We start from the raw sequence: 21998 nt of genomic DNA, 5'->3' as shown, positions 1-21998 counted from the left end.
TTTATTTAGATTGATTAAAAACTTTATTTGGATTAAGTCTAAGTAACGGTTATTTTTGCTGCCACATTAAACTCTTGGCGATGCATGGTAAATTCTTTACTTTAGTTATATCTTCTCTTTTTATTTCGGGCACCTTATTAGCGCAACAACCTAATAATTCAACTGCCGAAGATTCATTAAATAACAATTCGGCTAAAAATTTCCTATCCAATACAACTATTGGTGGTTATGGAAATGCTTTTTACCAGTACAACAAAAATCAAAAAACGGCGAAGGTTGATCTGGAGCGTTTTGTATTATTCATCGGTCACAAATTCAGCGATAAAATTTCTTTCTTTTCTGAAATGGAACTGGAAGACGCCAAAGTAAACGGCGGTCAACCAGGCGGCGAGATCACTATTGAGCAAGCCTATTTAAAATTCAGCCTTAATCCCAACCATTACATTGTTGCCGGCTTGTTTTTACCAAGAATAGGTATCCTTAACGAAAATCACCTGCCCACCACCTTTAATGGTAACGAACGTAACTATGTAGAAACACTGATAATCCCGGCTACCTGGCGCGAATTGGGTGTTGGGTTTTACGGTAGATTAAATAACCTGCCTGTTAATTATTCGTTAGGATTAATGAATGGTTTAAGTGCTGGCGGTTTCACACATGGAACCGGAATTGTAGACGGTAGGTTTGAAGGTCGTAACGCAACAGGTACCAACCTTGCAATAACAGGCGCTGTACAATATTACCAAAGCGGCTTTAAAGCTCAGGTATCGGGCTACTACGGCGGTACAGTAGGAATCAGGAAAACAGAGGCCGATAGCCTTGGCTTAAACTCGGGTGTATTTGGTACCCCGGTGGCTATGGGTGAAGGTGACATTCAATACAGCAACCAGGGTTTCCAGGTAAAAATATTAGGAACGATTTTATCTATCCCCGATGCTGATAAAATAAACAAGGCCTACGCCAGCAACACCCCAAAAACTGCCTATGGTGCTTATGCCGAAATTGGTTACGACCTGCTTTATCGCCAGGGTTATGGTAAAGCGAATCCTGCACAACTAATTTTATTTGTACGCGATGAAAAGTTTAACCTTAACTCCAGCATCCCATCCAACGGTATCACCGATCAAACTTTAAATCAAAACCATGTGGTGGCAGGCTTTACTTATTTGCCACTACGTAACGTAGCCGTTAAGGCCGATGTAAGGTTGATACACGGCGGCGCGCAAAACCCGGCGTTGGTAATAAACCCAAGCCCGGTGGCTTTACCTTACCAAAACAACAACGCCCTGATAAACCTGGGTATAGGATATTCATTTTAAGCTGATTGATCAAATGGACAGAAGGAAATTTATACAACAGTCGTGCTCATTGTGTGTAGCTGTTGGCGCGGGTATGGTGATAGGTTCATTGGAAGGTTGCGCTACGCTGCCGGTTTATAAAACCGCGGTTGCCAATAATGAGGTGAGCGTACCTACGGCTATATTCGCTACCACCAATTTTCAGCTCATCCAACCCAAAAATCAGTATTACAATATAGGGCTTAAAAAGGAGGCCGATGGCACCTACACCGCGCTGCTTTTAAAATGTACACATGCTGACAATCAATTAACCCCAACCGGTAATGGTTACAAATGCGATTTGCATGGCAGTACCTTTAATGCCGCCGGTAAAGTAACTATCGGCCCTGCCGAACGTCCGTTAAAAAAATATGCCACAGAAGTACAATCAGATCAAATAATTATCCATTTAAGTTAATCTACCTATGAAAAATACATTACTTGCGCTATCAGGCGCTGCCCTGCTTGCCTTAAGCAGCTGCAGCACCAAAAGCACGCCAACCCCGGTAACTACAGATGCCGAAGCAACAGTTATTACTCAGTTTGTAAGTGTTGTTGCCAACCCTAACTATGCTTCAATTAATGATAACGCTGTTAAGTTACAGGCAGCGGTTACGTTGTTAATTGCCACCCCTAACGCTGCCAATTTAAAGGCGGCCCAGGATGCCTGGAAAGCTACCCGCGAACCATGGGAATCATGCGAAGGCTTTTTGTTTGGTCCGGTAGAGGATAATGATTACGACCCTACTATGGATAGCTGGCCTTTAAATAAAACAGATGTTGATGCCCGTTTAGCCAGTGCTGATGTGTTTTCTGCATCGTACATTGATGGGCTGGATGGTACAGCCAAAGGTTTCCACGGTATTGAGTACATCATTTTTGGTGAAGGTGGTACAAAAAAAGCCACAGACATCACCGCGCGTGAAAAACTTTACCTGGCGGCAACTACTACAAGTTTAGTAGCTACCACACAAGCGCTTCGCGATAGCTGGGATACTGCAAAAGGCAATTATTCTACAACAGTAACAACAGCAGGTAGCGGCAGCACGGTATACAAAACCCGTAAAGACTTGTTTAAAGCAATGGTTGGCTCAATGAGCGATATTTGCGGCGAGGTTGGCACCAGCAAAATGGAAGATCCGTATTCGCAACGCGACAGTACATTAGATGAATCATCGTTTTCACACAACTCAACTGTCGATTTTACAAACAACATTAAAGGTATCCTTAACGCCTATACCTGTACTTATGGTGGCAAAACCGGTACTGCAAGCTTAAGTACTTTGGTAGCTGCTAAAAACGTATCGTTAGATGCAAAGATCAAAACTCAATACAACACTGTATTGGCACAATTTGCTACTATCACTCAAACCTTCGAAAAAGCGATTTATAACCAGCGCGCGCAGGTAAAAGCAACCCAGGATGCTATCGCCGCATTGCAAAGCACATTAGATGTTGATTTAAACGCTTTTGTTGAAGCAAATATTAAAGACTAAGTACACAGGTGAAGAAGTTATCAGTAGTAGGCGTATTAGCAATTTTAGTGCTTGTTTTGTCGCAATGCCAAAAGGCGGCAACTTTTCCGGATACAGGTTATGACGCGCGTTTATCGGGCGGTGTAGCAACCGTGTTTGATATTACATCGCACGCGTTCAGCAATATGTTTCCGGGATTGTCTGATCGTGATCAGATAGTGCACGCGTTTGGCGACGCGGCTTTCAGCAAAAATTTTGTTACCGCGCCTGCTCCTATTAACAGTGGTTTAGGACCTGTTTTTAACAATAACTCCTGCATATCGTGCCACCATAATGACGGCATTGGCTTACCCACAGCCGGCGACTCACGTTCTTCATTATTGGTGCGGATAAGTTTACCCGGTACCGATGCCCATGGCGGTCCGGTAGCGGTACCCGGCTACGGATTACAGTTACAGGATAAGGCTGTTTATGGCAAAGTGCCCGAGGTTAAAGTAAATATCAACTACACTTATACCACCTACAGTTTTGCCGATGGCGAAACTTACGAATTGAGGGCACCAACATATACCTTAACCAATTTGTACGCTCCTATAACTGGCAACTACATGCTTTCGCCACGCCTGGCACCGCCTATGTTTGGTTTAGGTTTGCTGGAAGCCGTTCCCGAAAGTGAAATTGTTGCTATGGCCGACCCCAACGATGCCGACGGCGATGGTATAAAAGGCAAGCCAAACTATGTTTGGGATGTAGCCACGCAATCGCGCCAGTTAGGGCGTTTTGGTTGGAAAGCTAATACCGCGTCTATATTAACACAGGTTGCCGCTGCCTATAACCAGGATATTGGCATCACCAACCGGATTTTCCCGGTAGAGAGCAGCTTTGGCCAAACCCAGGACGATGGTTTGAAGGATGATCCCGAATTACCGGATAGTACCTTAAACGCCGTACGCTTTTATGCCGCCACGCTGGCTGTACCGGCCCGTCGCAGTGTTACTGATGCAGACGCGCTAAGAGGGGAGGCGTTATTTAAAGCGGCCAAATGTGCGGTTTGCCACAGGCAAACGTTAACTACAGCTGTTAATGTATCTTTCCCTTCCATATCAAACCAGGTGATACACCCCTATACAGATATGCTGGTACATGGCATGGGCACAGGCCTTGCAGATAACCGCCCCGACTTTTTAGCCGGTGGACAGGAATGGCGCACCGCCTCCCTTTGGGGCCTTGGCTTATTTGAAAAAGTGAACAGTCCCGGTTATTACCTGCACGATGGCCGCGCCCGCTCCGTAACCGAAGCCATTATGTGGCATGGAGGAGAGGCCGAAGCATCGAAGGTATATTTCTCCAAATTATCCAAATCAGACAGGGCTTTGGTGCTGAAGTTTTTAGGAACTCTTTAGGGGAGGAGTCAAGAGGTTAGAATGAAGAATTAAGACAGGGTAATTTTATCCTGTCTTTTTTTATAAGCTACTTTTTAATCCTGCTTTGCAGCAATTCAAATACTTCATTAAACTCCGCGTCGCCAAGTTCTTCGCGACTAAAGAAAAACATTACGCCCGCAGATTCTTTAACCAGAATAAAAAGAGTGTCTTTATAAATTATGGCGGAGTTAAAAAGCGACCAGTTCAATTGCAAACGCTTTTCCTTATCCCGATAATCTATACCCTCATTATTAAAGGTAAATGTACAGTCCATCATTTCCTTTTCAAGCCGCTCCGCGCGGGCTTTGTTTTTTCGGGAAAAGCGAACCCATCGTTCTATAAAAGTTAACCACCATAAAAACAGGTAAAATACCGAGCCCCCTTCAATAATCTTATCGATTGGAAACCGGTTGCTGGTATCGCCGGAAAATACTGCTGCTGCCACAATCATAATTATTAACGTCAAAATAAAATAACGCTTCATTATTTTAGAGTTTGATAACGACCAATGAACGCGCTGCTTGTTTAAAAAGTAGGTTCGATTAAATGGGATATGAATAGTTTTTTCCTGCATGGTGTGATAGTTACCGCAATAATAGAAAGTATTTGTATAAACAGTTTGTTGTTAAAACATCTTTTTTATTTTTACCTCCAAAATGAAAATTTATTAGTTAATGCAAAGCCAGATATACAAAATTGACGAAACTCAGATCGACACACTTGTTAAAAGATTGGCCTTAAAAAACATTATAATTTTGCTGCTCGTGATGGTCTTTGTTGTAGGATCTCAATACTTAACCCGAAAGGAGAGCGATATTCAAAGACTTTTAATGAGCCAGCTTTTCATAATTCCTATCTTGTTTTTACCTATTTACCTGGCGTCTAAACGGGTAAAGAAAAGTTACAAAACACAACAAATAATGCTTAGCGATGCCGGCGTAGAGTCAAAGGCCGAAATGATGCCTTATAAAAATATCTCCTGGGATAATTTAATTATTAACGAAAAGCCAAACGGTACCATCAACCTTTATGATAAAAGTATTTCTGCTTTCTCTCGGAAAATGAATGGTCGGGGATGGATCATCATTCACCCAGAGATTTTGAACCGGGAGCAATTGCTGACGGAGTTGTTGAAATATCAAAGGAATTAACGTTACAATTAATTTTCGCATCCCCTCCTTTGTAAAAATCCTATATCACAAAATAATTATCAGCTTAATTCATCGTGCGTTCATAAAAAATGTGTTTTTTTGGTAGCTTGGAATAAATTTGAGCATTTTACAATATCGATGCGGCTGTACCGGTTATCCCTGATTTTATTTTTACTGTTCCCCTTTGTTGCTTTGGCGCAAACCGCTACCATTACGGGGAAAGTGATGCACGGCGAAAGTAAAGCCCCCGTTGCCAATGCCAGCGTGTTTTTAAACAATGCTACTTATGGTACATCAACTGCCGAGGATGGTTCGTTTACGCTTTCGGGTGTGAAGCCTGGTCAGTATGAGCTGATTGTTACGGTGGTTGGTTATGAAGATTATTCGCAAACGGTACAGGTAGGGCATGATGTAATCAAGCTGGATATCTCGCTTAACCAAAAGGTACTCATGCTGCGCGAAGTAGTCATCAGCAGCAATGCCGACTGGAAAAAAAACTACGAACAATTCAGGCGGGAGTTTATTGGTACTACCAAAAACTCCGAACTTTGCAAAGTACTTAATCCGCATATCCTAAACCTGGTTTACAACCGTACTAAACAACAGTTATCGGCCGATGGGGATGAATTTTTAGTGGTGGAGAACCGTGCGCTGGGTTATCGTACCAAATACCTGTTGAAGAATTTTGTAAGCGATGCTATTGAGCATACTATTCAATATACTGGTCGCGCGCTGTTCGAAAGCCTGCCGGGATCGCCCGAGCAAAAGAAGCTTTGGAAATTGAAAAGGGAAGAGGCCTACTATGGTTCGCCACAACAATTTTTTAGGGCTTTGTATAAAAATAAGCTGCAGGAAGAAGGCTTTGAAGCCCATGATTTTACCCGCACACTGAACAGGGAACGACCGCCCGAGGAAGTTATCCAGCAAAAGATAAAACGTTATAAAGAAACCAACCGCGATTCGCTGATTCATTGGTATCATATTGCCAACTACACCAAGTGGAATAACGAGAACGTGGTGAAAATTCCATATCAGTCTTTAGAAATTCTGCGCCAGACGCAGCAGGCCGGTATTTATGCCATTACGTTCCCGCACTTTTTATATGTGGTATACACCAAAAAGCATGAGCTTACTGAGTTTAAAGATGTATACCGTCCGCTGGATATGGAAAACTTTGAAACCAGTATCATAACCCAGTATGGTGGCTATACCGCGTTTGATCAAAACGGCATCGTGATATCAAATCCCGCCCCACTGTACGAAGGCACCTGGTCAAAAGCTAAACTATGCGATTTATTACCGGTAGACTACGAGCCGGGGGATTAGCTTTGCCGTCATTGGTCATTTCGCTTCGCTGTCATTGGTCATTAGTTTTTATTTGAAAATTTTTAAAACAGCTTTTGAAAGCTCGACTTGCCTTAATGACCAATGACCAATGACCAATGACCAATGACCAATGACCAATGACCAATGACCAATGACCAATGACCAATGACCAATGACTGCACAAAAAAACTAATGACCAATGACTAATGACCAATGACTAATTGCTACCTTTGTTGCATAATATGAAGTTTATTTATCAAACCTGGTGGAAGGTAGTAACCGTAATTGTAATCATTTACACTTTGATTGCGGGCTTATTACTTGGCGTGCCAGCCATGCCCATCCTGCACGAAACTATCCGTAATACTTATTTCCATGTCCCTATGTGGATGGCCATGTTCACGGTGTTTACTATATCTGTTTACTACAGTATCAAATACCTGCAAACAGGTAAGGAGGAGTACGATCTGATTGCTGTTGAAAGTGCCAATACCGGTATTTTCTTTTTTGTTATTGGGCTTGTAACCGGTATGCTTTGGGCCAGGTTTACATGGGGAGCTTTCTGGAGTAACGATCCTAAACAAAACAGCGCGGCCATAGCCTTTTTGTTATATTGCGCTTACTCGGTATTACGTAATTCTATTGATGAGGAGCAGAAGCGGGCCAAAATTTCGGCTATCTATAACATCTTCGCTTTCCCTATTATGATCGTGCTGATTATGGTGCTGCCCCGCATGACGGATTCTTTGCACCCCGGCAATGGCGGTAACCCCGCTTTTGGCAAGCTCGATTTAGATAACCGCATGCGCATTGTATTATACCCTGCATTTATTGCCTGGAGTTTTATGGGCGTTTGGATAGCATCGGTACGTTACCGCATCCGTTTAATTGAAAACAAAAAGAATCAAATAAATTAATGAAGAAGTTAACATTAATGTTAATGTTGTTGCTGAGCTTTGCTACCGCGTTTGCGCAGCAAAACCAGCCTGTTGAAATGGCCGACGCGTTACGCGGTTCGGGGAAAATATATGTTGTGGTGGGGACTATTGTAATCGTTTTTGTGGGTTTGGCCATTTATCTGTTTTCTATAGACAGAAGGCTGAAAAAAATCGAAAAAAACGGCTAACAAAAAAACATGGCCTATGTTGTTTAAACACTGATTTTACTATGCATGCATAGTGTGTAAGCACTACACTAACTATAATATATTTGCAATATTGATAAAAATTGTACCAAATTTGCTCACTTTTTTAAGAGTTTAATATTTATACAATAATTATGGATACCAATATTTTGGTTGCTGACGAAGAAACACACTTTTTTGGCGACGTATGTAAAAACTTTGATTATGCCGCTCAATTTACCAAACACGATGCCGGCCTGCTTGATCAAATCAAATCATGTAACAGTGTTTATCGTTTCCGTTTCCCAATCCGCAGGGGTAATGGCTTCGAGGTAATTGACGCTTGGCGTGTAGAGCACTCGCACCACCAATCGCCAACCAAAGGCGGTATCCGTTACAGCGAAATGGTGAATGAGGATGAAGTGATGGCCCTGGCCGCGCTTATGACCTACAAATGCGCCATTGTAAACGTACCCTTCGGTGGTGCAAAAGGCGGTATCAAAATAAACCCTAAAAACTACACTGTAAGCGAGCTGGAAAACATTACCCGCCGTTACACGGTAGAGCTGATCAAGAAAAACTTTATTGGTCCAAGCATTGACGTACCCGCGCCCGATTACGGAAGCGGTGAACGCGAAATGAGCTGGATTGCCGATACCTATGCCACCATGAACCCTGGTCAGCTGGATGCTATGGGCGCGGTTACCGGTAAACCTATCGCCTTGCATGGTATTGCAGGCAGGAGAGAAGCAACCGGCAGGGGCGTGGCTATTGCCATCCGCGAGTGTGTAAGCTTTGGCGATGATATGCAAAAGTTAGGCTTACTGCCAGGCCTATCAGGTAAAAGAGTTATTGTACAGGGTTTGGGTAACGTGGGCTACTATTCGGCTAAATTCCTGGCCGAGTTTGGTGCCATCATTGTTGGTTTATGCGAGTTTGAAGGCGCTATTTACAATGAGAATGGTTTAGATGTTGAAGCCGTATTCCAACACCGTAAAGCCAGCGGATCTATTTTAGGTTACGCCGGTGCTACCCAGGAGTTTAAAAATACCATGGAAGGTTTAGAGCAGCCATGCGATATTTTAGTACCTGCAGCGTTAGAAAACCAGATTACCGAAGCCAATATCCGCAACATACAGGCAAAAATTATTGCCGAAGGGGCAAACGGTCCAACCTCGCCCGAGGCCGAAACCATATTTTACGCGAACGGCGGTTTGATCATCCCGGATATGTATGCCAATGCCGGCGGCGTAACCGTATCATACTTTGAGTGGTTAAAAAACCTGAGCCACGTAGCCTTTGGCCGCATGAACCGCAGGTTTGAAGAAAACTCAAACCTTAACCTGGTAAATATGGTAGAAGGTATCACCGGTACATCTTTAACCCCAATGCAACGCTCAACCATCATAAAAGGCGCGTCAGAGTTAGAGCTGGTGAACTCGGGCTTAGAGGATACCATGATCCGCTCATACCACGAGATCAGGGAAACTTACAAAAGCAACCCGGCAATTGATACCTTAAGAAGCGCTGCCATGGTGGGTGCTATTAATAAGATCGCAGTTAGCTACCAGAATTTGGGTATCTGGCCGTAATCTTTAGTCATTTGGCTGCGCCGTCATTGGTCATTTCGCTTCGCTGTCATTGGTCATTGGGGTGGTGGGAAACAACCATATGCTTGTGGCTATCTGAACCGAGGACTTTAAAGGCAGAAGTGACAAAGCGACGAAAAACTTACGAAGTTTTTAAAACTTCGTAAGTTTGGATCTACAACTTGTTATGGTAGGCCCGAAATAATCTAATACTGTTAGGCGTCACTATTGAAAATATAAAAGAGGTAAGTTTAAAAACTTGCCTCTTTTTGTTTTTTCGGGCGTTTCCTTTGGGCCGTGCTATCCGCTCATACGCGCACAACGCATTAAGGGATTTATAGGATTTGCTTTCAGAAAAAAACTAAACATTGAATAAAATCCTGAGAATCCTTTAATCCAATAAATCGTGGTTCAGACAAAATAGCTGTAAACGGTTTACTATCATTCAAAAAAGTCCTTACTCCCTCATCCTTACTCTACTCTATCAAGAATAATTCTAAATAACACATATCCCCCGTAATAAACATTATTAGCTATACGTTTTGTATTTTTGCAAATCGATTTTTATTTTATAAACCGCAGATGAAAAAAAGTTCAATTTTTGGCCTTGTTGTTATAGCTATCGCTATAGCGGTTATCATAAGTGTATACGCTAACTCAAGTACTTACGGGTCTTTTAACGATGCTACCAAAACTACCAGCGAGTTGCATATTGTTGGTCACCTTAATAAAGCAAAGGAGCTGTATTTTGATGCTACTAAGGATGCCAATTACTTTTCGTTTTATATGAAAGATAACAAGGGTGAAGAACGTAAAGTTGTATTTACCGGTACCAAGCCAGAGGATTTTGAGCGTAGCGAGCAGCTGGTACTTACCGGTACTATGGTAGGCAACGAGTTTCACGCGTCGGCTATCCTGATGAAATGCCCATCCAAATACCAGCAGGGCGAATTAAAAACTACAGAACTTAAGGCTAAATCGGCCAGCATATAAAACCATTTTGATGGATATTCAATTTAAAGGTGAACACCTTTTACCGGGGCAGATAGGTCAGTTTTTTATTGTACTTTCTTTCGGAGCCGCTCTTTTATCATGTATCAGTTATTATTTTGCCACTACCGAAGATGCCGGTAAAACCGATAGCTTTTGGCAAAAATTAGGTCGTATAAGCTACTTTGTTAACGCGGTAGCTATCATAGGGATAGGCACCTGCCTGTTTTACCTTATTTACAAACACTTTTTTGAGTATCACTACGCCTGGGCATATACTTCGCGTTCGTTACCTATTTACTACATCCTGTCGGCCTTTTGGAACGGACAGGAGGGTGGCTTTTTGCTTTGGTTATTCTGGCAGGCGGTATTAGGTATTGTACTCATCTTCCGTTCAAAATCATGGGAGCGCCCGGTAATGACTATCATCGCGCTATCGCAGGTAATGTTGGCTTCAATGGTATTGGGTGTTGAAATATTTGGTCAGCGTATAGGCAGTTCGCCATTTTTGCTATTAAGGCAATCCATGGAAGCGCCAATCTTCTCTAATCCCGATTATCTTTCTTTTATCAAAGACGGGCAGGGTATGGTGCCATCGCTGCAAAATTACTGGATGATTATTCACCCGCCAACCCTGTTCCTGGGCTTTGCCGCAATGGTAGTGCCGTTCGCTTACGCGGTGGCCGGGCTTTGGCAAAAAAAATACAAAGAGTGGATTTCGCAGGCTATTCCTTACGCGCTGTTTGCCTGTATGATATTAGGTACTGGTGTGGTAATGGGATCTTTTTGGGCATATGAGTCGCTTAACTTTGGCGGCTTTTGGGCCTGGGACCCTGTTGAGAACGCTTCTATTTTCCCATGGATAGTATTGGTAGCGGGTTTACACGTGATGATCGTTTTCAAAAACTCAGGTCATTCGTACTTTACCGCTACATTTTTGGTATTGCTGAGCAATGTGCTTACCTGGTATTCATCGTTCCTGAACAGGAGCGGTATTTTGGGCGAAACATCTGTACACTCGTTTACAGATCTGGGCATGTTTTGGCAGCTCATCACAGGCATTATGCTGTTCCTGGTGTTATCGGTAGTATTGCTGGTACGCAGGTACAAGGAATTGCCCATCACTAAAAAAGACGAAGAAACTTACAGTCGCGAATTTTGGATGTTTGTTGGCTCGGTATTTTTAGGCCTTTCGTGCTTTCATATGCTGGTGGTAACATCGGTGCCGGTTTGGAACGAGATGTTTAAAACCAAAATGGCGCCGCCATCAAATATCAAAGAACACTATAACGTGATCCAGGCCTCGTTCGCGTTTGTGATCGCGGTGTTAACAGGGATTGCCCAGTTTTTAAAATATAAAAAGACGGATGTTACCCGGTTCTTTATTACCACCGGCTCTTACCTGCTTATGGCAGCTGCGTTAACGGCGTTATTCGCTTATTTAAGCGGCTTGTACAAACTTAACTTTGTATTTGTGCTGTTAATGTGGGGCTCATTGTATGCAGTTATAGCCAACGGTAAAGTATTGATTGACGCTATCAAAGGCAAGTTTAAACTGGCGGGGTCGGCAGTGGCGCACATTGGGTTTGGCTTGTTGTTGCTTGGCGCGGTGATATCGGCGGGTACACAATCGGTTATATCTGTTAATAATACTGGCGAGGCTTATTCTGCCGAATTTGCCAAAGAAGAAAACCCACGCGAAAATATCACGGTATACCGTAACCAACCCATCAAAATGGGCGACTACATGGTTACATACCTTGGCGATTCCATATCATCGCCCAACCATTTCTTCAAAATCAACTACAAAAGAGTGGATGCCGCGGGTAAAGTAACTGAGGAGTTTACGCTGAAACCAAAAGTACAGGTTAGCAAAGGTTCATTGGCCGCGTCGCCAGATACAAGGCATTACCTGTTTAGCGATATTTATACGCATATCACCCTCACCAACGCCATTACCCCAGTTGAGGCGGGCAGCGAAAGTGCCGAGGCAGCACACGATGCCGATAACGACGACAAAAACTATGATGCGCCAATAGCCCACGAGGTTAAAGCAGGCGATACCATCAAATATCGTGACGGTTATATTGTGTTGAAAGCGCTTAACAAAGAAACCAAAGTACAAAATATCCCGCTTACCGATAGTGATGTGGCCATTGGTGCCGATTTGGAAATTGTATCAAACGGCAATAAATACAGCGCCCGCCCGGTTTACATGATCAAAAACGGAAACGTATTTGATTTTGCCCGCAAGGTTGATGACGCTGGCTTAAAGCTCCGTTTCAGCAAGGTGATTCCTGAGCATAAAACGGTAGAAATTGTGGTGTTCCAACAGCCTGAGAGCAAAAAGAAATTTGTGGTAATGAAGGCTATCCAGTTCCCGTATATCAACTTGTTCTGGGGCGGTAGCATCATTATGGTGATCGGTTTCTTTATGTCGATACTGCGTCGTAAAAAGGAATTGAAGGTAGTTTAAGTTTAATTAGATGGATAACCATTTGAAAAAGCATCAGCAAGAGATTTTAAGCGATGGTTTTACGGTTATCAATGAAATATATACTCATGCCGAGGTTAAATGCATCCTTGATGTAATAGCATCGGCCAATCAAAATAATCCAGCCTTTCGCAAAACAGATGATCTGTTTGCCATAAGGCAATTTTTAAAGGAATTACCGCAGGTAGTTCCTTTAATTTTTAATGATAAACTGAAAGCGATAATCAACACGCTTTTCCCCGCGGGCTATTTTGTTTCCAAATCAATCTACTTTGATAAACCCGAACTAAGTAACTGGTTTGTAGCCTGGCACCAGGATTTAACCATTGTAGTTGATAAAAAGGCTGATGTGGAAGGCTATGGCCCCTGGACGGCTAAACAAAATCAATTCGGGGTACAGCCGCCATTGTCAATTCTACAGGATAACTTCACTATTCGTATCCACCTTGATAATACCGACGAGGCTAATGGGGCTTTAAAAGTGATTCCTGGCTCACATACCAAAGGAATCTATCGACCTGAAACCATTAATTGGGATATCGAAACTGAAACGGCCTGTAATGTAGAAGCAAGCGGCTTGATGGTGATGCGCCCCTTGCTACTCCACGCATCAAACCGAACTACCAATAACAAAAAGCGACGAGTGGTGCATATTGAATTTAGCAGGGCAGATTTGGATGGTGGATTGGAGTGGGATGAGAAGCTGGTAGTTTAATTGTTATTGCCGGTTTTCATTTTTCCGGGTGCCAAAATCAATCCCCATGCTTTTAAAATATTTTCGCAATATCTCATATTTTTGAGTACACTCGATACCAACGTTCAACCTGCCAGATTTCGAGGAGTAGTGCTTGCAGGCAAAACAAACCTCGAGATAATCGTAAACTTTCCCTTGCTTATTTACAAAAATAAGCGCGTTACGTGGTTCATAGCATGAGGCACCTCCTATAAGGTTATAACCAGGTTTTTTAAAACCAGTGTTGTAAAGGACGGTGGCTAAACGCCTTATTTGATTATTGTTTAAAGTTTTCCATTCCATCAGCGTTGAATGGTCAAGAGTGTCTGCCTTTATTGAAAAGCCGCCTTGCAATAATTTATCTTTTGGCGATAAAGAATCAGTAGTTAAACTATCGTTTTTGCCCGCGGTGGGATATTCAAAAACGTGGTAAGATATAGCAAGTATTTTATCGGCCTTTGAAAACGGGTACTTTCTTAACCGTTTAGTTATTGAATATTTGCTTGTAAAAACACAGTCGCTATACCAGGGTTTAAACAAGCGGTCAAACTCTACAAGCGATTTGGGCTGAGGTAGATAAGCTGGTCTTTTAATTTGCCTTGTTGTATGCCGCCGCGTTGTGTCAATACTTGTGAGGTATTTTTGTGCAGCAAAACAACCAATGTTTATAAAGACGGATAAAATAAATGCTAAAGTTAATTTCACGCCCATTAAATTTAATTTAAAGGGACAGCTTTATCCGACCCATACCTTATCCCCGCTTTTATAAAGAATTTCGTCAACATATCAAACTTCTGAGCGCACTCTGTTCCTACATTCAATTTTCCAGATGCTGAATCGGAGCGATGGCAGCTAAAGCAAATGTCGAGGTGATCAAATATCTTCCCGTTTTTATCAAAGAAGATGACAGAGTTGCGGGGATCAAAACATGCCGCTTCGCCTGTCAATGTATAATCCCTCATGCCGGTATACTCATAATTGAAAAGTATATTGGTTAGAACGTCAATTTGATGACGATTCAAAACTTTGGTTTCTATTAGGGTGGAGTAATCCAGTTTTTTGTGTTTTATTACCAGGCCTTCATAGTGTTGTTTTTGTTTGTAGGTTAACTGCTTTTTGGCCGGCGTATCAGAGTCGAGACGAATCTCTTGATTAGGCATCCCTCCTCCAAAATAAGAAACAATCATTACTTTTATTGCTTTAGAATAAGGGTACATTTTCAACCGTTGGGTTAAAGTATATTGATTGGTAAAAGAGCAGTTGTCGAACTTTTTTTTGTAACCTTTGATACTACTTCTTGGATACAGTATATGCTCTTTCGCGTATAATTTTTTTCCTTGCTCGGCGGTAATTTGTGTGTCGGGTTTAAAAGTGGTGCTACGTGCATAGCAACTCAAATTCAATAATAAAAACAAGGAGAATAATAATTTAGGTTTCATTTTTCAAGGTAGTAAAAGGTTGTTGATTTTTAAAACGACCATGCACACTTCCTGATAAATAAAATTGATACGATTTTGCTAACTATTGATACGCTGATACTCAGTGATTTCAAATAAATAAGCTTATTTGCTTGCTTATTAAGCAAACCATCGATGGGGCTTATTACACCAATTAATAAACAGTAACTATTGCTTAAGATCTTCCTGGTTTAAATCCGCTCGCGTGTTTAAAAGGCTTTTTTATAGGGCTCATTTTATAAAAATGACGCCCGTGGCATTTTATAGTCTATAAAATAACAACGCGTTTGGGTAAATGAATTATGCTGATGCCAAAGTAATGTTGCCGAATTTTTGAGAATGCAAACCAAAACCCAAAAAATGAAAAACAACTTCTTTTTTCTTTCGGTCGTTGCGTCGTTGTTATTGTTTAATAGTTGCCAAAAATCGGGCAATAATATAAAGACTAACGCGGCTGCCGACACTCAAACTTCATCAAAGCAAACTGTTAACAGCCTCTCGGCAATTTTCACCAACGCGCTGCCCTCTATCGATAATGGCAGCTATTATGATCCCTGGGTTATAAGGGTTGGTAGCTATTACTATTATTGCGGCTCGGATGGTGGCAGGCTTTGGATAGCCAAATCAACCACGTTGCAAACTGTTTTACAACAAACCAAAACCTACATTTTTACACCACCCGCGGGTACCAGTTATTCCAGCGATTTATGGGCACCAGAGCTTCATTTCCTGGGCGGCAGATGGTACGTGTACTTTGCTGCTGATGATGGTAATAACAACAATCACCGCATGCACGTGTTAGAGGGCGGTGCCGATGCTAATGACCCTTTAAACGGAGGTTATGCTTATAAAGCCAGGTTAGCTGCCACTACAGATAATTGGGCAATTGATGGCTCACCCGTTGTTTATAACGGGGTAACGTATTTCATCTGGTCGGGATGGGAGGGTACTACCAATGTATCGCAGTATTTGTATATCGCTACCATGAGCAACCCTTACACCATCAACAGTGAAAGAGTTGAAATTTCGCGCCCCGACTACGCCTGGGAAAAAGTGGGTACGCCAACGGTAAACGAAGGTCCGGAAGCTTTGGTAAGTAACACAACTGTGAGTGTGGTTTACTCGGCCAGCGGTAGCTGGACAAACGATTATTGCCTTGGCCGCATAACCTGTACTAACGGTAATTTAATGTCGAAAGCATCGTGGACAAAGCAATCTACCCCGGCATTTTCCAAATTTGGCAATGTGTTTGGTCCGGGTCATGCATCGTTTGTTAAATCGCCCGATAATATCCAGTGGTGGATAGTGTACCATGCCGCCAATGCGGATGGCTCTGGCTGGGACAGGCGCATCATGACCCAGCAATTTACCTGGGATGGCGATGTGCCGTTCTTCGGCTACCCGATTGAAAAAGGTATACCTATTGCGGCCCCCGCTATTGGCACAAGCTATAGCATGCCTATAGCTAACGGTACTTATCGCATCAAATCAAAAGTAACGGGGCAATGCCTGGATGTGCCAAGCGGTTCAACAACACCAGGTACGCAGCTGCAGGAATGGACCGATAACGGCAACATAGCGCAAAAATGGGTATTTACCAGCCTGGGCAATGGTTTTTACAAAATCAAATCGGCAGCCAGCAATTTATGTTTGGATGACGCCGGCAATTCATTAACTGCCGGTAATATTTTGATAGAGTGGAACGATGTAGGCGGCAACGCGCAGGAGTGGCGTGTGCAGGATATGGGCAGTGGCTATTTCAAAATAGTTAGCCGCCGCAGTTTGCTTGCCTTAAACGTACCCAACAGCAATACCACACCCGGTACTAAGCTGGAGCAATGGTATGAAAATCAATACGATGCCGAATTATGGAGCGTGGTGCCATAAGTTCTTTTTGTATCGGCTAAAAACAGAAAGACCGGTTTTCGATAAGGAAACCGGTCTTTTTATTGGATAAATACGGATGCTACCCCTTCAAAAACGCCGCTATCTTCGCATTAACAGAATCAGGTTTTTCTAAAAAAGGCAAATGACCGGCGTCTGTCACCGGGAAAAAATCTACTTTTAACACACTCCGTATAGAGTCACTAAAGCGGAATGGCACGGTTTGATCATCCTTACCCCATATCAGCAATACTTGTTTGTTTTGCGCATTTAAACAGGTATTACTTTCGCGGCCCTGCTCGTTATAATCATACATGGTTGATATCAGCGCTTTTCTGAAACCCTTAAAGCGCATTTGCGGCAAATAACGTTTTTCCCAATCAAGGTGTTGTTTGGGGTACTTAAAATCGGTAGCCTGTCCTTTGGCCCGTTTTTCTGAGTTAACGGCTTCGTTGTAAATGGTAAAAAGCCTTGGCGCGTTTGGGTTATCGTTTTGGTAAGCCGGATCAATAAGTATAACTTTGTTCACAACATCGGGGTGGGTGCAGGTAAAGTTGGTTATAATAGCGCCTCCAAATGATACACCGGCCAGGTTAATTTTACCCTGTAGTTTTAACCCGCTAATGAGTTCAAGTAATTGATGGTTGTAAAGTTCTTTATTATAAGTAACATCGGGCCTGTCAGAATAGCCGCGGCCGTAGGTATCGTACCGTAATACCCTGTACCCTTTATTAACAAGGTATTCATAGGTGCCATCCCAAATATAATACGGTACGCTAAAGCCATGAACAAGTATTACAACTTCGCCATTTTCGGGACCGTTAAGTTCGTAATGGGTAATACCCTTACTTAATTTGATGAAACTACCCGGGATATTTTTACGATCGGCATCTGTTAATACTTTCTTCTCTTTATTGTTGGCTTCGTAAAATCCGTACAATATCAAAGAGGCCGCGCCGACAAGAAATATCAAAATTATTATACTTACTTTAAGTATTTTCATAAGGTATTAGATGATGTTCGCTAAAATACTGAAATATTTAATTGGTAATTAGCCAATTGAAACATTAATTAAAAAATTATATGCGCTTAACATTTATAGGATCTGGTAATGTTGCAACTCATATGGCGGCTGCTTTTAAAAATGCCGGCCACCGTATTGTACAGGTTTACAGCCCTAATTTGCATAATGCTTCTTTACTGGCTTACCATGTGGGGGCCGCTGCTACAGATAACATAGCCGATATCAGTGCCGATACAGGCCTGTTTATCATTTCTGTTAAGGACGATGCTATTGAACAAATTGCCCAAACGCTGGCCAGTCATCAAAAATTAATGGTGCACACATCTGGCGCAACAAGCCTTGATGTGTTGTTAAAATATACCGATAAAGCCGGTGTGCTTTATCCGCTGCAAACTTTTAGCAAAACCCGTGAAGTTGATTTTCTCAACGTTCCGCTTTGTATTGAAGCCGCAAGTGATAGTATTTATGCTGATTTACAGCAATTTGCAGCAACGGTTAGTAACAGGGTTTACAGCATTAACTCTGCCGGGCGAAAAATATTGCATCTCGCCGCGGTTTTTGCATGTAATTTCCCCAATTATTTATACGGCGTGGCCCAACAACTGCTGGCACATCATCAGTTGGACTTTAATTTACTACGACCATTGATATTGGAGACAGCCGAAAAAGTGCAGCAGCAGGCCCCTGCAAGTGTACAAACAGGCCCGGCGGTGCGTAATGATCAGTCAACAATGGCGGCTCATTTGCAATTGTTGCACGATGAACCTCAAATGCAGGCTATCTATACGTTATTAAGTCAGGCCATTATCAAAAACAATATTGATGGGCGTGGGGATAAGTAATTTTGTTACTTTTGCCTAAATGAATATTTTTAAAGTAAAGATAAATTTCGAGGAAAAAGATCACGAAACTATCGAACTGCCAATAGCTGAGGGAGAATCTGTTTTAGACGTATGCCTGGAAAATGGCATTGAATTACAGCACAATTGCGGTGGCGTTTGCGGATGCAGTACCTGCCATATTTATGTAAACAAGGGGATGGATAACATCCAGGAAATATCTGATAAGGAAGAAGATTTTATCGATAGGGCTGTTAATCCGCGCATTACTTCGCGCCTTGGTTGCCAGTGCGTGATTATTGATGGCGATATTGAAGTAACCCTGCCAGATCAGTCGGGCTTTATGGGCCACTAAGCGGCCTTGCATTTTGTGAGGTTTTACGTAGTACGTTATACGTGGTACGTAATTTTAAGACCAATAAATTTAAACTCAAATAAAAACGTATAACGTAGCACGTACAACGTATAACCCAATAAGATGAGCGACAATAAATTTGCCCTGCCAATTCACTGGAACGATTATGAAGACATTGCCATGGAACTTTACGAAAAGTTTGGCGATGATTTTAATGAATCGAAAATATACCGCATCCGTTTTACCGAACTGTTGGAGTGGGTATTAAGCCTCCCTAACTTTGCCGGTACAAAAGAACAATCAAACGAAGGCCACCTGGAGCAAATCCAATCGGCCTGGGTTTATGAGTGGCGGGATAACCAATAGGGTTGTGAGTAGTGAGTGGTGAACGGTGAGTAGTTTACCTTCAATCATTCTTACATCAGTACAATTGCAATAAAAATCAGTGTAATCGCCTTAATCGGTGAAATCAAAACACATTTAATGGAGTCATTTTTACATAAGTTAAAAGATATAACCACGTTTATTTTTGATGTGGACGGCGTGCTAACCGATGGTTCTGTTTTTGTGACGGATACCGGCGAGCAAAGCCGTGCTTTCAATATCAAAGATGGCTATGCATTGCAATTAGCTGTTAAATGCGGATACAATGTTTGTGCTATATCTGGCAGCAGGTCAAAAAGTGCTATTTACCGCTTAAACAGCCTGGGCATACAGGATGTTTACATGGGTACACATACCAAATCGCAAAGGTTTAAAATTTACCTCGAAGAGAAAGCTATTATAGCCACTAATGTTCTATACATGGGTGATGATATTCCCGATCTGGAAGTAATGAAACTGGCCGGCTTACCCGTTTGCCCCGCCGATGCTGTTGAAGAAATAAAAGCAGTAAGCGCCTACGTATCGCCATACGGCGGCGGCAAAGGCTGCGCCCGCGATATCATCGAAAAGGTACTTAAGGTACAAGACAGATGGATGAGCGAGGAAGCCTATAGCTGGTAGATTTCAAAGTCAAAATTCAAAAGTTAAAATTCAAAAATCTTTCCTCTTTTGTCCAATTGTCTCAAAGTCCGCTAATCCCATAGTCCCAATGAACATTCCCAAAATCATTCTTGCATCTAAATCGCCGCGCAGGCAGGAGCTTTTAAGGTTGATGGATCTTGATTTTGAGGTTGTGTTGAAAGAGGTTGACGAATCATATCCCGATGGTTTAACGCCTCAGGAAGTGGCTGTATACATCGCCCGCAAAAAAGCCGAAGCATTTGACCAGGAGGTAGGGGATGAGGTAGTACTCACCGCCGATACCATTGTTTGTGTCGATGGCTTGATTCTTGGCAAGCCCGAAACGCCGCAACACGCTATCGAAATGCTACAAATGTTATCCGGTAAAATCCATTTGGTGGTTACCGGGGTTTGTATTTTATACAAGGGCAAATACAATAGTTTTTTTGATGTATCTGAAGTGTTTTTCAGGCAGATGAGTCTGGAAGAAATAAGCAGTTATGTTGAACAATATAACCCCTTGGATAAAGCCGGCTCATACGGCATCCAGGAACGGATTGGCCTTATTGGCATACAAAAAATACAAGGTTCATACACCAATGTGGTAGGGCTACCTACCGAGAAATTATATGCTCAATTAATTAATTTAAATAAGTAATTTTAAATTAAACCTTTCGTTTTTCGGTAGTCTAACAGTTAAATATATAAGGGAGCGAATTTGTCATGAAAAAAATTATTAACCTGGGGTTGGTGGTATTGTTGGTATCCGCCCTATCTGCTTGCAGCAGCTACAACTATTACACCGCGGCAAGAAACAAAACCGATCTTTCATCTTACCGCACCTTTACCTGGCTTGCACCCGATATGCAAACCGATAAGGCCGGCGCTATGGTGAAAAAGGAAATTGGTGACGAAGCTGTAAAAAGCGCTACCATTGCCGCTTTACAAGCCAAAGGACTAAAATTGGTGGATAATAACAGCAATCCAGATTTGATTGTTAGCTATTCAACCCTCACCGGTCGTGGTATGAAAACCGAGTTTTACCCATCTTACTATGGTGGCCTTTATACCGGCTGGGGCTGGGGAGGTTACGGTGGCTGGGGTTACCGTTCGTTTTATGGCTACGGTGGTTTTGGCTACGGACCAGGCTGGGGCTGGGGCGGTTATGGAGGCGGTTCATATGCCAGGGTACCTTACAAAGAGGGCACATTGATTATTGATATGATTGACCGTAACAGCAGGCAGCTGGTGTGGCGCGGCTTTGGCGTAGGCGAACTGCATAACCCTAAAACAACCATCAAAGAATTACCCAAAGTAGTAAACGGCGTAGTTGCCCAATTGCAGTTAACACCGGCACATCCTCAGCTTCCTGCTCCTAAAAAAGGCTAAGGCGGTTTCCTGTTAATAATTGAATTAACCTACATGTCATAAAAAAACCTTTGGGCTTGCCCAAAGGTTTTCTTTATCCTTTATCCTTTATCCTTTATCCTTTATCCTTTATCCTTTATCCTTTATCCTTTATCCTTTATCCTTTATCCTTTATCCTTTATCCTATTCTAAGCAGCTTTTTGTTTACGGTATAAATGTATTGTGGTTAATGCGCCTGCAGTTATTGCTAATACAATAACCCAGGTATCAAGAGGGCAGGCGTTATTGAATGGATCTTGCCCATCGCCACAATCGATAGAGGTTTGAGCCTTTGATATAATTGGCAAAAATACAGTCGATATAAATATCAATAAGGTAAACAATAATCGCCAGCCCAATTTAAACATCACTTTCTTGTTCATCT

Annotated in this window: 24 protein-coding genes; 19 read left to right on the top strand and 5 right to left on the bottom strand. The window is 42.4% G+C overall.

Going from position 1 to position 21998, the window contains the following annotated elements; all coding sequences use genetic code 11:
- Positions 1–80 precede the first annotated feature (80 nt).
- The 4 genes from QWZ17_RS05470 to QWZ17_RS05455 are packed head-to-tail and all read left to right on the top strand — an operon-like array spanning position 81 to position 4215.
- Entirely contained in the window at positions 81–1319 is a 1239-nt protein-coding gene (locus QWZ17_RS05470; protein WP_290304011.1) for a hypothetical protein, read from the top strand.
- Positions 1320–1332: 13 nt separating this feature from the next.
- Positions 1333–1755 (top strand): QcrA and Rieske domain-containing protein, encoded by a 423-nt coding sequence (locus QWZ17_RS05465; RefSeq protein WP_290304009.1) that lies wholly within the window; start codon positions 1333–1335, stop codon positions 1753–1755.
- A gap of 7 nt (positions 1756–1762) precedes the next feature.
- A complete protein-coding gene (locus QWZ17_RS05460; RefSeq protein ID WP_290304007.1) occupies positions 1763–2833 on the top strand; it encodes an imelysin family protein in 1071 nt (356 codons plus the stop codon).
- A gap of 8 nt (positions 2834–2841) precedes the next feature.
- Positions 2842–4215 (top strand): di-heme oxidoreductase family protein, encoded by a 1374-nt coding sequence (locus QWZ17_RS05455; protein ID WP_290304006.1) that lies wholly within the window; start codon positions 2842–2844, stop codon positions 4213–4215.
- Between the two features lie 67 nt (positions 4216–4282).
- On the opposite strand, the gene QWZ17_RS05450 is transcribed toward QWZ17_RS05455, so the two are convergent.
- A complete protein-coding gene (locus QWZ17_RS05450) occupies positions 4283–4720 on the bottom strand; it encodes a hypothetical protein (RefSeq protein ID WP_290304005.1) in 438 nt (145 codons plus the stop codon).
- Positions 4721–5066: 346 nt separating this feature from the next.
- Here QWZ17_RS05450 and QWZ17_RS05445 point away from each other — a divergent pair, with 346 nt between their 5' ends.
- The 8 genes from QWZ17_RS05445 (at position 5067) to QWZ17_RS05410 (ending at position 13624) form a co-directional block, all read left to right on the top strand.
- The gene (locus QWZ17_RS05445; RefSeq protein ID WP_290304004.1) at positions 5067–5387 is read left to right on the top strand and encodes a hypothetical protein; all 321 of its coding nucleotides are present in this window, start codon (positions 5067–5069) and stop codon (positions 5385–5387) included.
- Between the two features lie 138 nt (positions 5388–5525).
- The gene (locus QWZ17_RS05440) at positions 5526–6713 is read left to right on the top strand and encodes a carboxypeptidase-like regulatory domain-containing protein (protein ID WP_290304003.1); all 1188 of its coding nucleotides are present in this window, start codon (positions 5526–5528) and stop codon (positions 6711–6713) included.
- A gap of 242 nt (positions 6714–6955) precedes the next feature.
- Positions 6956–7630 carry a cytochrome c biogenesis protein CcsA gene (gene ccsA / locus QWZ17_RS05435; RefSeq protein WP_435404576.1) on the top strand — a complete coding sequence of 225 codons (675 nt, stop codon included), beginning with the start codon at positions 6956–6958 and terminating at the stop codon, positions 7628–7630.
- Positions 7630–7839, top strand: a complete 210-nt coding sequence (locus QWZ17_RS05430) for a CcmD family protein (RefSeq protein ID WP_290304001.1) — start codon at positions 7630–7632, stop codon at positions 7837–7839. The genes ccsA (QWZ17_RS05435) and QWZ17_RS05430 overlap by 1 nt, the downstream gene beginning before the upstream one ends.
- A 152-nt stretch (positions 7840–7991) precedes the next feature.
- Positions 7992–9428 (top strand): Glu/Leu/Phe/Val family dehydrogenase, encoded by a 1437-nt coding sequence (locus QWZ17_RS05425; protein WP_290304000.1) that lies wholly within the window; start codon positions 7992–7994, stop codon positions 9426–9428.
- Between the two features lie 579 nt (positions 9429–10007).
- Entirely contained in the window at positions 10008–10418 is a 411-nt protein-coding gene (locus QWZ17_RS05420; protein ID WP_290303999.1) for a cytochrome c maturation protein CcmE domain-containing protein, read from the top strand.
- 10 nt (positions 10419–10428) lie between these two features.
- Positions 10429–12891: a cytochrome c biogenesis protein CcsA gene (ccsA, locus tag QWZ17_RS05415; protein WP_290303998.1), complete on the top strand. Its 2463-nt coding sequence runs from the start codon at positions 10429–10431 to the stop codon at positions 12889–12891.
- 10 nt (positions 12892–12901) lie between these two features.
- Positions 12902–13624, top strand: coding sequence for a phytanoyl-CoA dioxygenase family protein (locus QWZ17_RS05410; protein ID WP_290303997.1), 723 nt, complete (start codon positions 12902–12904; stop codon positions 13622–13624).
- A gap of 3 nt (positions 13625–13627) precedes the next feature.
- Here the strand turns inward: QWZ17_RS05410 and QWZ17_RS05405 are convergent, their stop codons facing one another.
- Both QWZ17_RS05405 and QWZ17_RS05400 read right to left on the bottom strand, forming a co-directional pair.
- Complete coding sequence (locus QWZ17_RS05405) at positions 13628–14347, bottom strand: hypothetical protein (protein ID WP_290303996.1); 720 nt, start codon at positions 14345–14347, stop codon at positions 13628–13630.
- An 11-nt stretch (positions 14348–14358) separates the two neighbouring features.
- On the bottom strand, positions 14359–15081 hold the full coding sequence (locus tag QWZ17_RS05400) for a hypothetical protein (RefSeq protein ID WP_290303994.1): 723 nt from the start codon (positions 15079–15081) through the stop codon (positions 14359–14361).
- Positions 15082–15459: 378 nt separating this feature from the next.
- On the opposite strand from QWZ17_RS05400, the gene QWZ17_RS05395 reads away from it, so the two are divergent.
- Positions 15460–16986, top strand: coding sequence for a family 43 glycosylhydrolase (locus QWZ17_RS05395; protein ID WP_290303993.1), 1527 nt, complete (start codon positions 15460–15462; stop codon positions 16984–16986).
- 79 nt (positions 16987–17065) lie between these two features.
- Here the strand turns inward: QWZ17_RS05395 and QWZ17_RS05390 are convergent, their stop codons facing one another.
- Positions 17066–17986, bottom strand: coding sequence for an alpha/beta fold hydrolase (locus tag QWZ17_RS05390; RefSeq protein WP_290303992.1), 921 nt, complete (start codon positions 17984–17986; stop codon positions 17066–17068).
- An 80-nt stretch (positions 17987–18066) separates the two neighbouring features.
- Here QWZ17_RS05390 and QWZ17_RS05385 point away from each other — a divergent pair, with 80 nt between their 5' ends.
- The 6 genes from QWZ17_RS05385 to QWZ17_RS05360 all read left to right on the top strand — a co-directional run bounded on the left by QWZ17_RS05385 (position 18067) and on the right by QWZ17_RS05360 (position 21595).
- The gene (locus QWZ17_RS05385) at positions 18067–18849 is read left to right on the top strand and encodes a Rossmann-like and DUF2520 domain-containing protein (protein ID WP_290303991.1); all 783 of its coding nucleotides are present in this window, start codon (positions 18067–18069) and stop codon (positions 18847–18849) included.
- Between the two features lie 19 nt (positions 18850–18868).
- Positions 18869–19201, top strand: a complete 333-nt coding sequence (locus tag QWZ17_RS05380) for a 2Fe-2S iron-sulfur cluster-binding protein (protein ID WP_290303990.1) — start codon at positions 18869–18871, stop codon at positions 19199–19201.
- Positions 19202–19324: 123 nt separating this feature from the next.
- Positions 19325–19567, top strand: coding sequence for a Fe-S cluster assembly protein IscX (gene iscX, locus QWZ17_RS05375; RefSeq protein WP_259096531.1), 243 nt, complete (start codon positions 19325–19327; stop codon positions 19565–19567).
- Between the two features lie 117 nt (positions 19568–19684).
- On the top strand, positions 19685–20206 hold the full coding sequence (locus tag QWZ17_RS05370) for a KdsC family phosphatase (protein WP_290303988.1): 522 nt from the start codon (positions 19685–19687) through the stop codon (positions 20204–20206).
- Positions 20207–20294: 88 nt separating this feature from the next.
- On the top strand, positions 20295–20864 hold the full coding sequence (locus QWZ17_RS05365) for a Maf family nucleotide pyrophosphatase (RefSeq protein WP_290303986.1): 570 nt from the start codon (positions 20295–20297) through the stop codon (positions 20862–20864).
- Between the two features lie 65 nt (positions 20865–20929).
- Entirely contained in the window at positions 20930–21595 is a 666-nt protein-coding gene (locus QWZ17_RS05360; protein ID WP_290303985.1) for a DUF4136 domain-containing protein, read from the top strand.
- A gap of 167 nt (positions 21596–21762) precedes the next feature.
- Here QWZ17_RS05360 and QWZ17_RS05355 read toward each other — a convergent pair whose 3' ends face one another.
- Positions 21763–21996, bottom strand: coding sequence for a hypothetical protein (locus QWZ17_RS05355; RefSeq protein ID WP_290303984.1), 234 nt, complete (start codon positions 21994–21996; stop codon positions 21763–21765).
- Positions 21997–21998: the final 2 nt, after the last annotated feature.

The sequence above is a fragment of the Mucilaginibacter flavus genome (genome assembly GCF_030409315.1).
In the GTDB taxonomy this organism is placed as follows: domain Bacteria; phylum Bacteroidota; class Bacteroidia; order Sphingobacteriales; family Sphingobacteriaceae; genus Mucilaginibacter; species Mucilaginibacter flavus.
Note: the sequence above shows the minus strand (reverse complement) of the source record. Positions and strands in the feature narration are given on the sequence as shown.

Coding starts and splice junctions, on each gene's coding strand:
- QWZ17_RS05395 (WP_290303993.1), top strand. CDS start 15,460: ATGAAAAACAACTTCTTTTTTCTTTCGGTCGTTGCGTCGTTGTTATTG.
- QWZ17_RS05380 (WP_290303990.1), top strand. CDS start 18,869: ATGAATATTTTTAAAGTAAAGATAAATTTCGAGGAAAAAGATCACGAA.
- QWZ17_RS05425 (WP_290304000.1), top strand. CDS start 7,992: ATGGATACCAATATTTTGGTTGCTGACGAAGAAACACACTTTTTTGGC.
- QWZ17_RS05420 (WP_290303999.1), top strand. CDS start 10,008: ATGAAAAAAAGTTCAATTTTTGGCCTTGTTGTTATAGCTATCGCTATA.
- QWZ17_RS05360 (WP_290303985.1), top strand. CDS start 20,930: ATGAAAAAAATTATTAACCTGGGGTTGGTGGTATTGTTGGTATCCGCC.
- QWZ17_RS05385 (WP_290303991.1), top strand. CDS start 18,067: ATGCGCTTAACATTTATAGGATCTGGTAATGTTGCAACTCATATGGCG.
- QWZ17_RS05390 (WP_290303992.1), bottom strand. CDS start 17,986: ATGAAAATACTTAAAGTAAGTATAATAATTTTGATATTTCTTGTCGGC.
- QWZ17_RS05440 (WP_290304003.1), top strand. CDS start 5,526: ATGCGGCTGTACCGGTTATCCCTGATTTTATTTTTACTGTTCCCCTTT.
- QWZ17_RS05365 (WP_290303986.1), top strand. CDS start 20,295: ATGAACATTCCCAAAATCATTCTTGCATCTAAATCGCCGCGCAGGCAG.
- QWZ17_RS05410 (WP_290303997.1), top strand. CDS start 12,902: ATGGATAACCATTTGAAAAAGCATCAGCAAGAGATTTTAAGCGATGGT.
- QWZ17_RS05370 (WP_290303988.1), top strand. CDS start 19,685: ATGGAGTCATTTTTACATAAGTTAAAAGATATAACCACGTTTATTTTT.
- QWZ17_RS05445 (WP_290304004.1), top strand. CDS start 5,067: ATGAGCCAGCTTTTCATAATTCCTATCTTGTTTTTACCTATTTACCTG.
- QWZ17_RS05470 (WP_290304011.1), top strand. CDS start 81: ATGCATGGTAAATTCTTTACTTTAGTTATATCTTCTCTTTTTATTTCG.
- QWZ17_RS05355 (WP_290303984.1), bottom strand. CDS start 21,996: ATGAACAAGAAAGTGATGTTTAAATTGGGCTGGCGATTATTGTTTACC.
- QWZ17_RS05430 (WP_290304001.1), top strand. CDS start 7,630: ATGAAGAAGTTAACATTAATGTTAATGTTGTTGCTGAGCTTTGCTACC.
- ccsA (WP_435404576.1), top strand. CDS start 6,956: ATGAAGTTTATTTATCAAACCTGGTGGAAGGTAGTAACCGTAATTGTA.
- iscX (WP_259096531.1), top strand. CDS start 19,325: ATGAGCGACAATAAATTTGCCCTGCCAATTCACTGGAACGATTATGAA.
- QWZ17_RS05400 (WP_290303994.1), bottom strand. CDS start 15,081: ATGAAACCTAAATTATTATTCTCCTTGTTTTTATTATTGAATTTGAGT.
- QWZ17_RS05450 (WP_290304005.1), bottom strand. CDS start 4,720: ATGAAGCGTTATTTTATTTTGACGTTAATAATTATGATTGTGGCAGCA.
- ccsA (WP_290303998.1), top strand. CDS start 10,429: ATGGATATTCAATTTAAAGGTGAACACCTTTTACCGGGGCAGATAGGT.
- QWZ17_RS05460 (WP_290304007.1), top strand. CDS start 1,763: ATGAAAAATACATTACTTGCGCTATCAGGCGCTGCCCTGCTTGCCTTA.
- QWZ17_RS05465 (WP_290304009.1), top strand. CDS start 1,333: ATGGACAGAAGGAAATTTATACAACAGTCGTGCTCATTGTGTGTAGCT.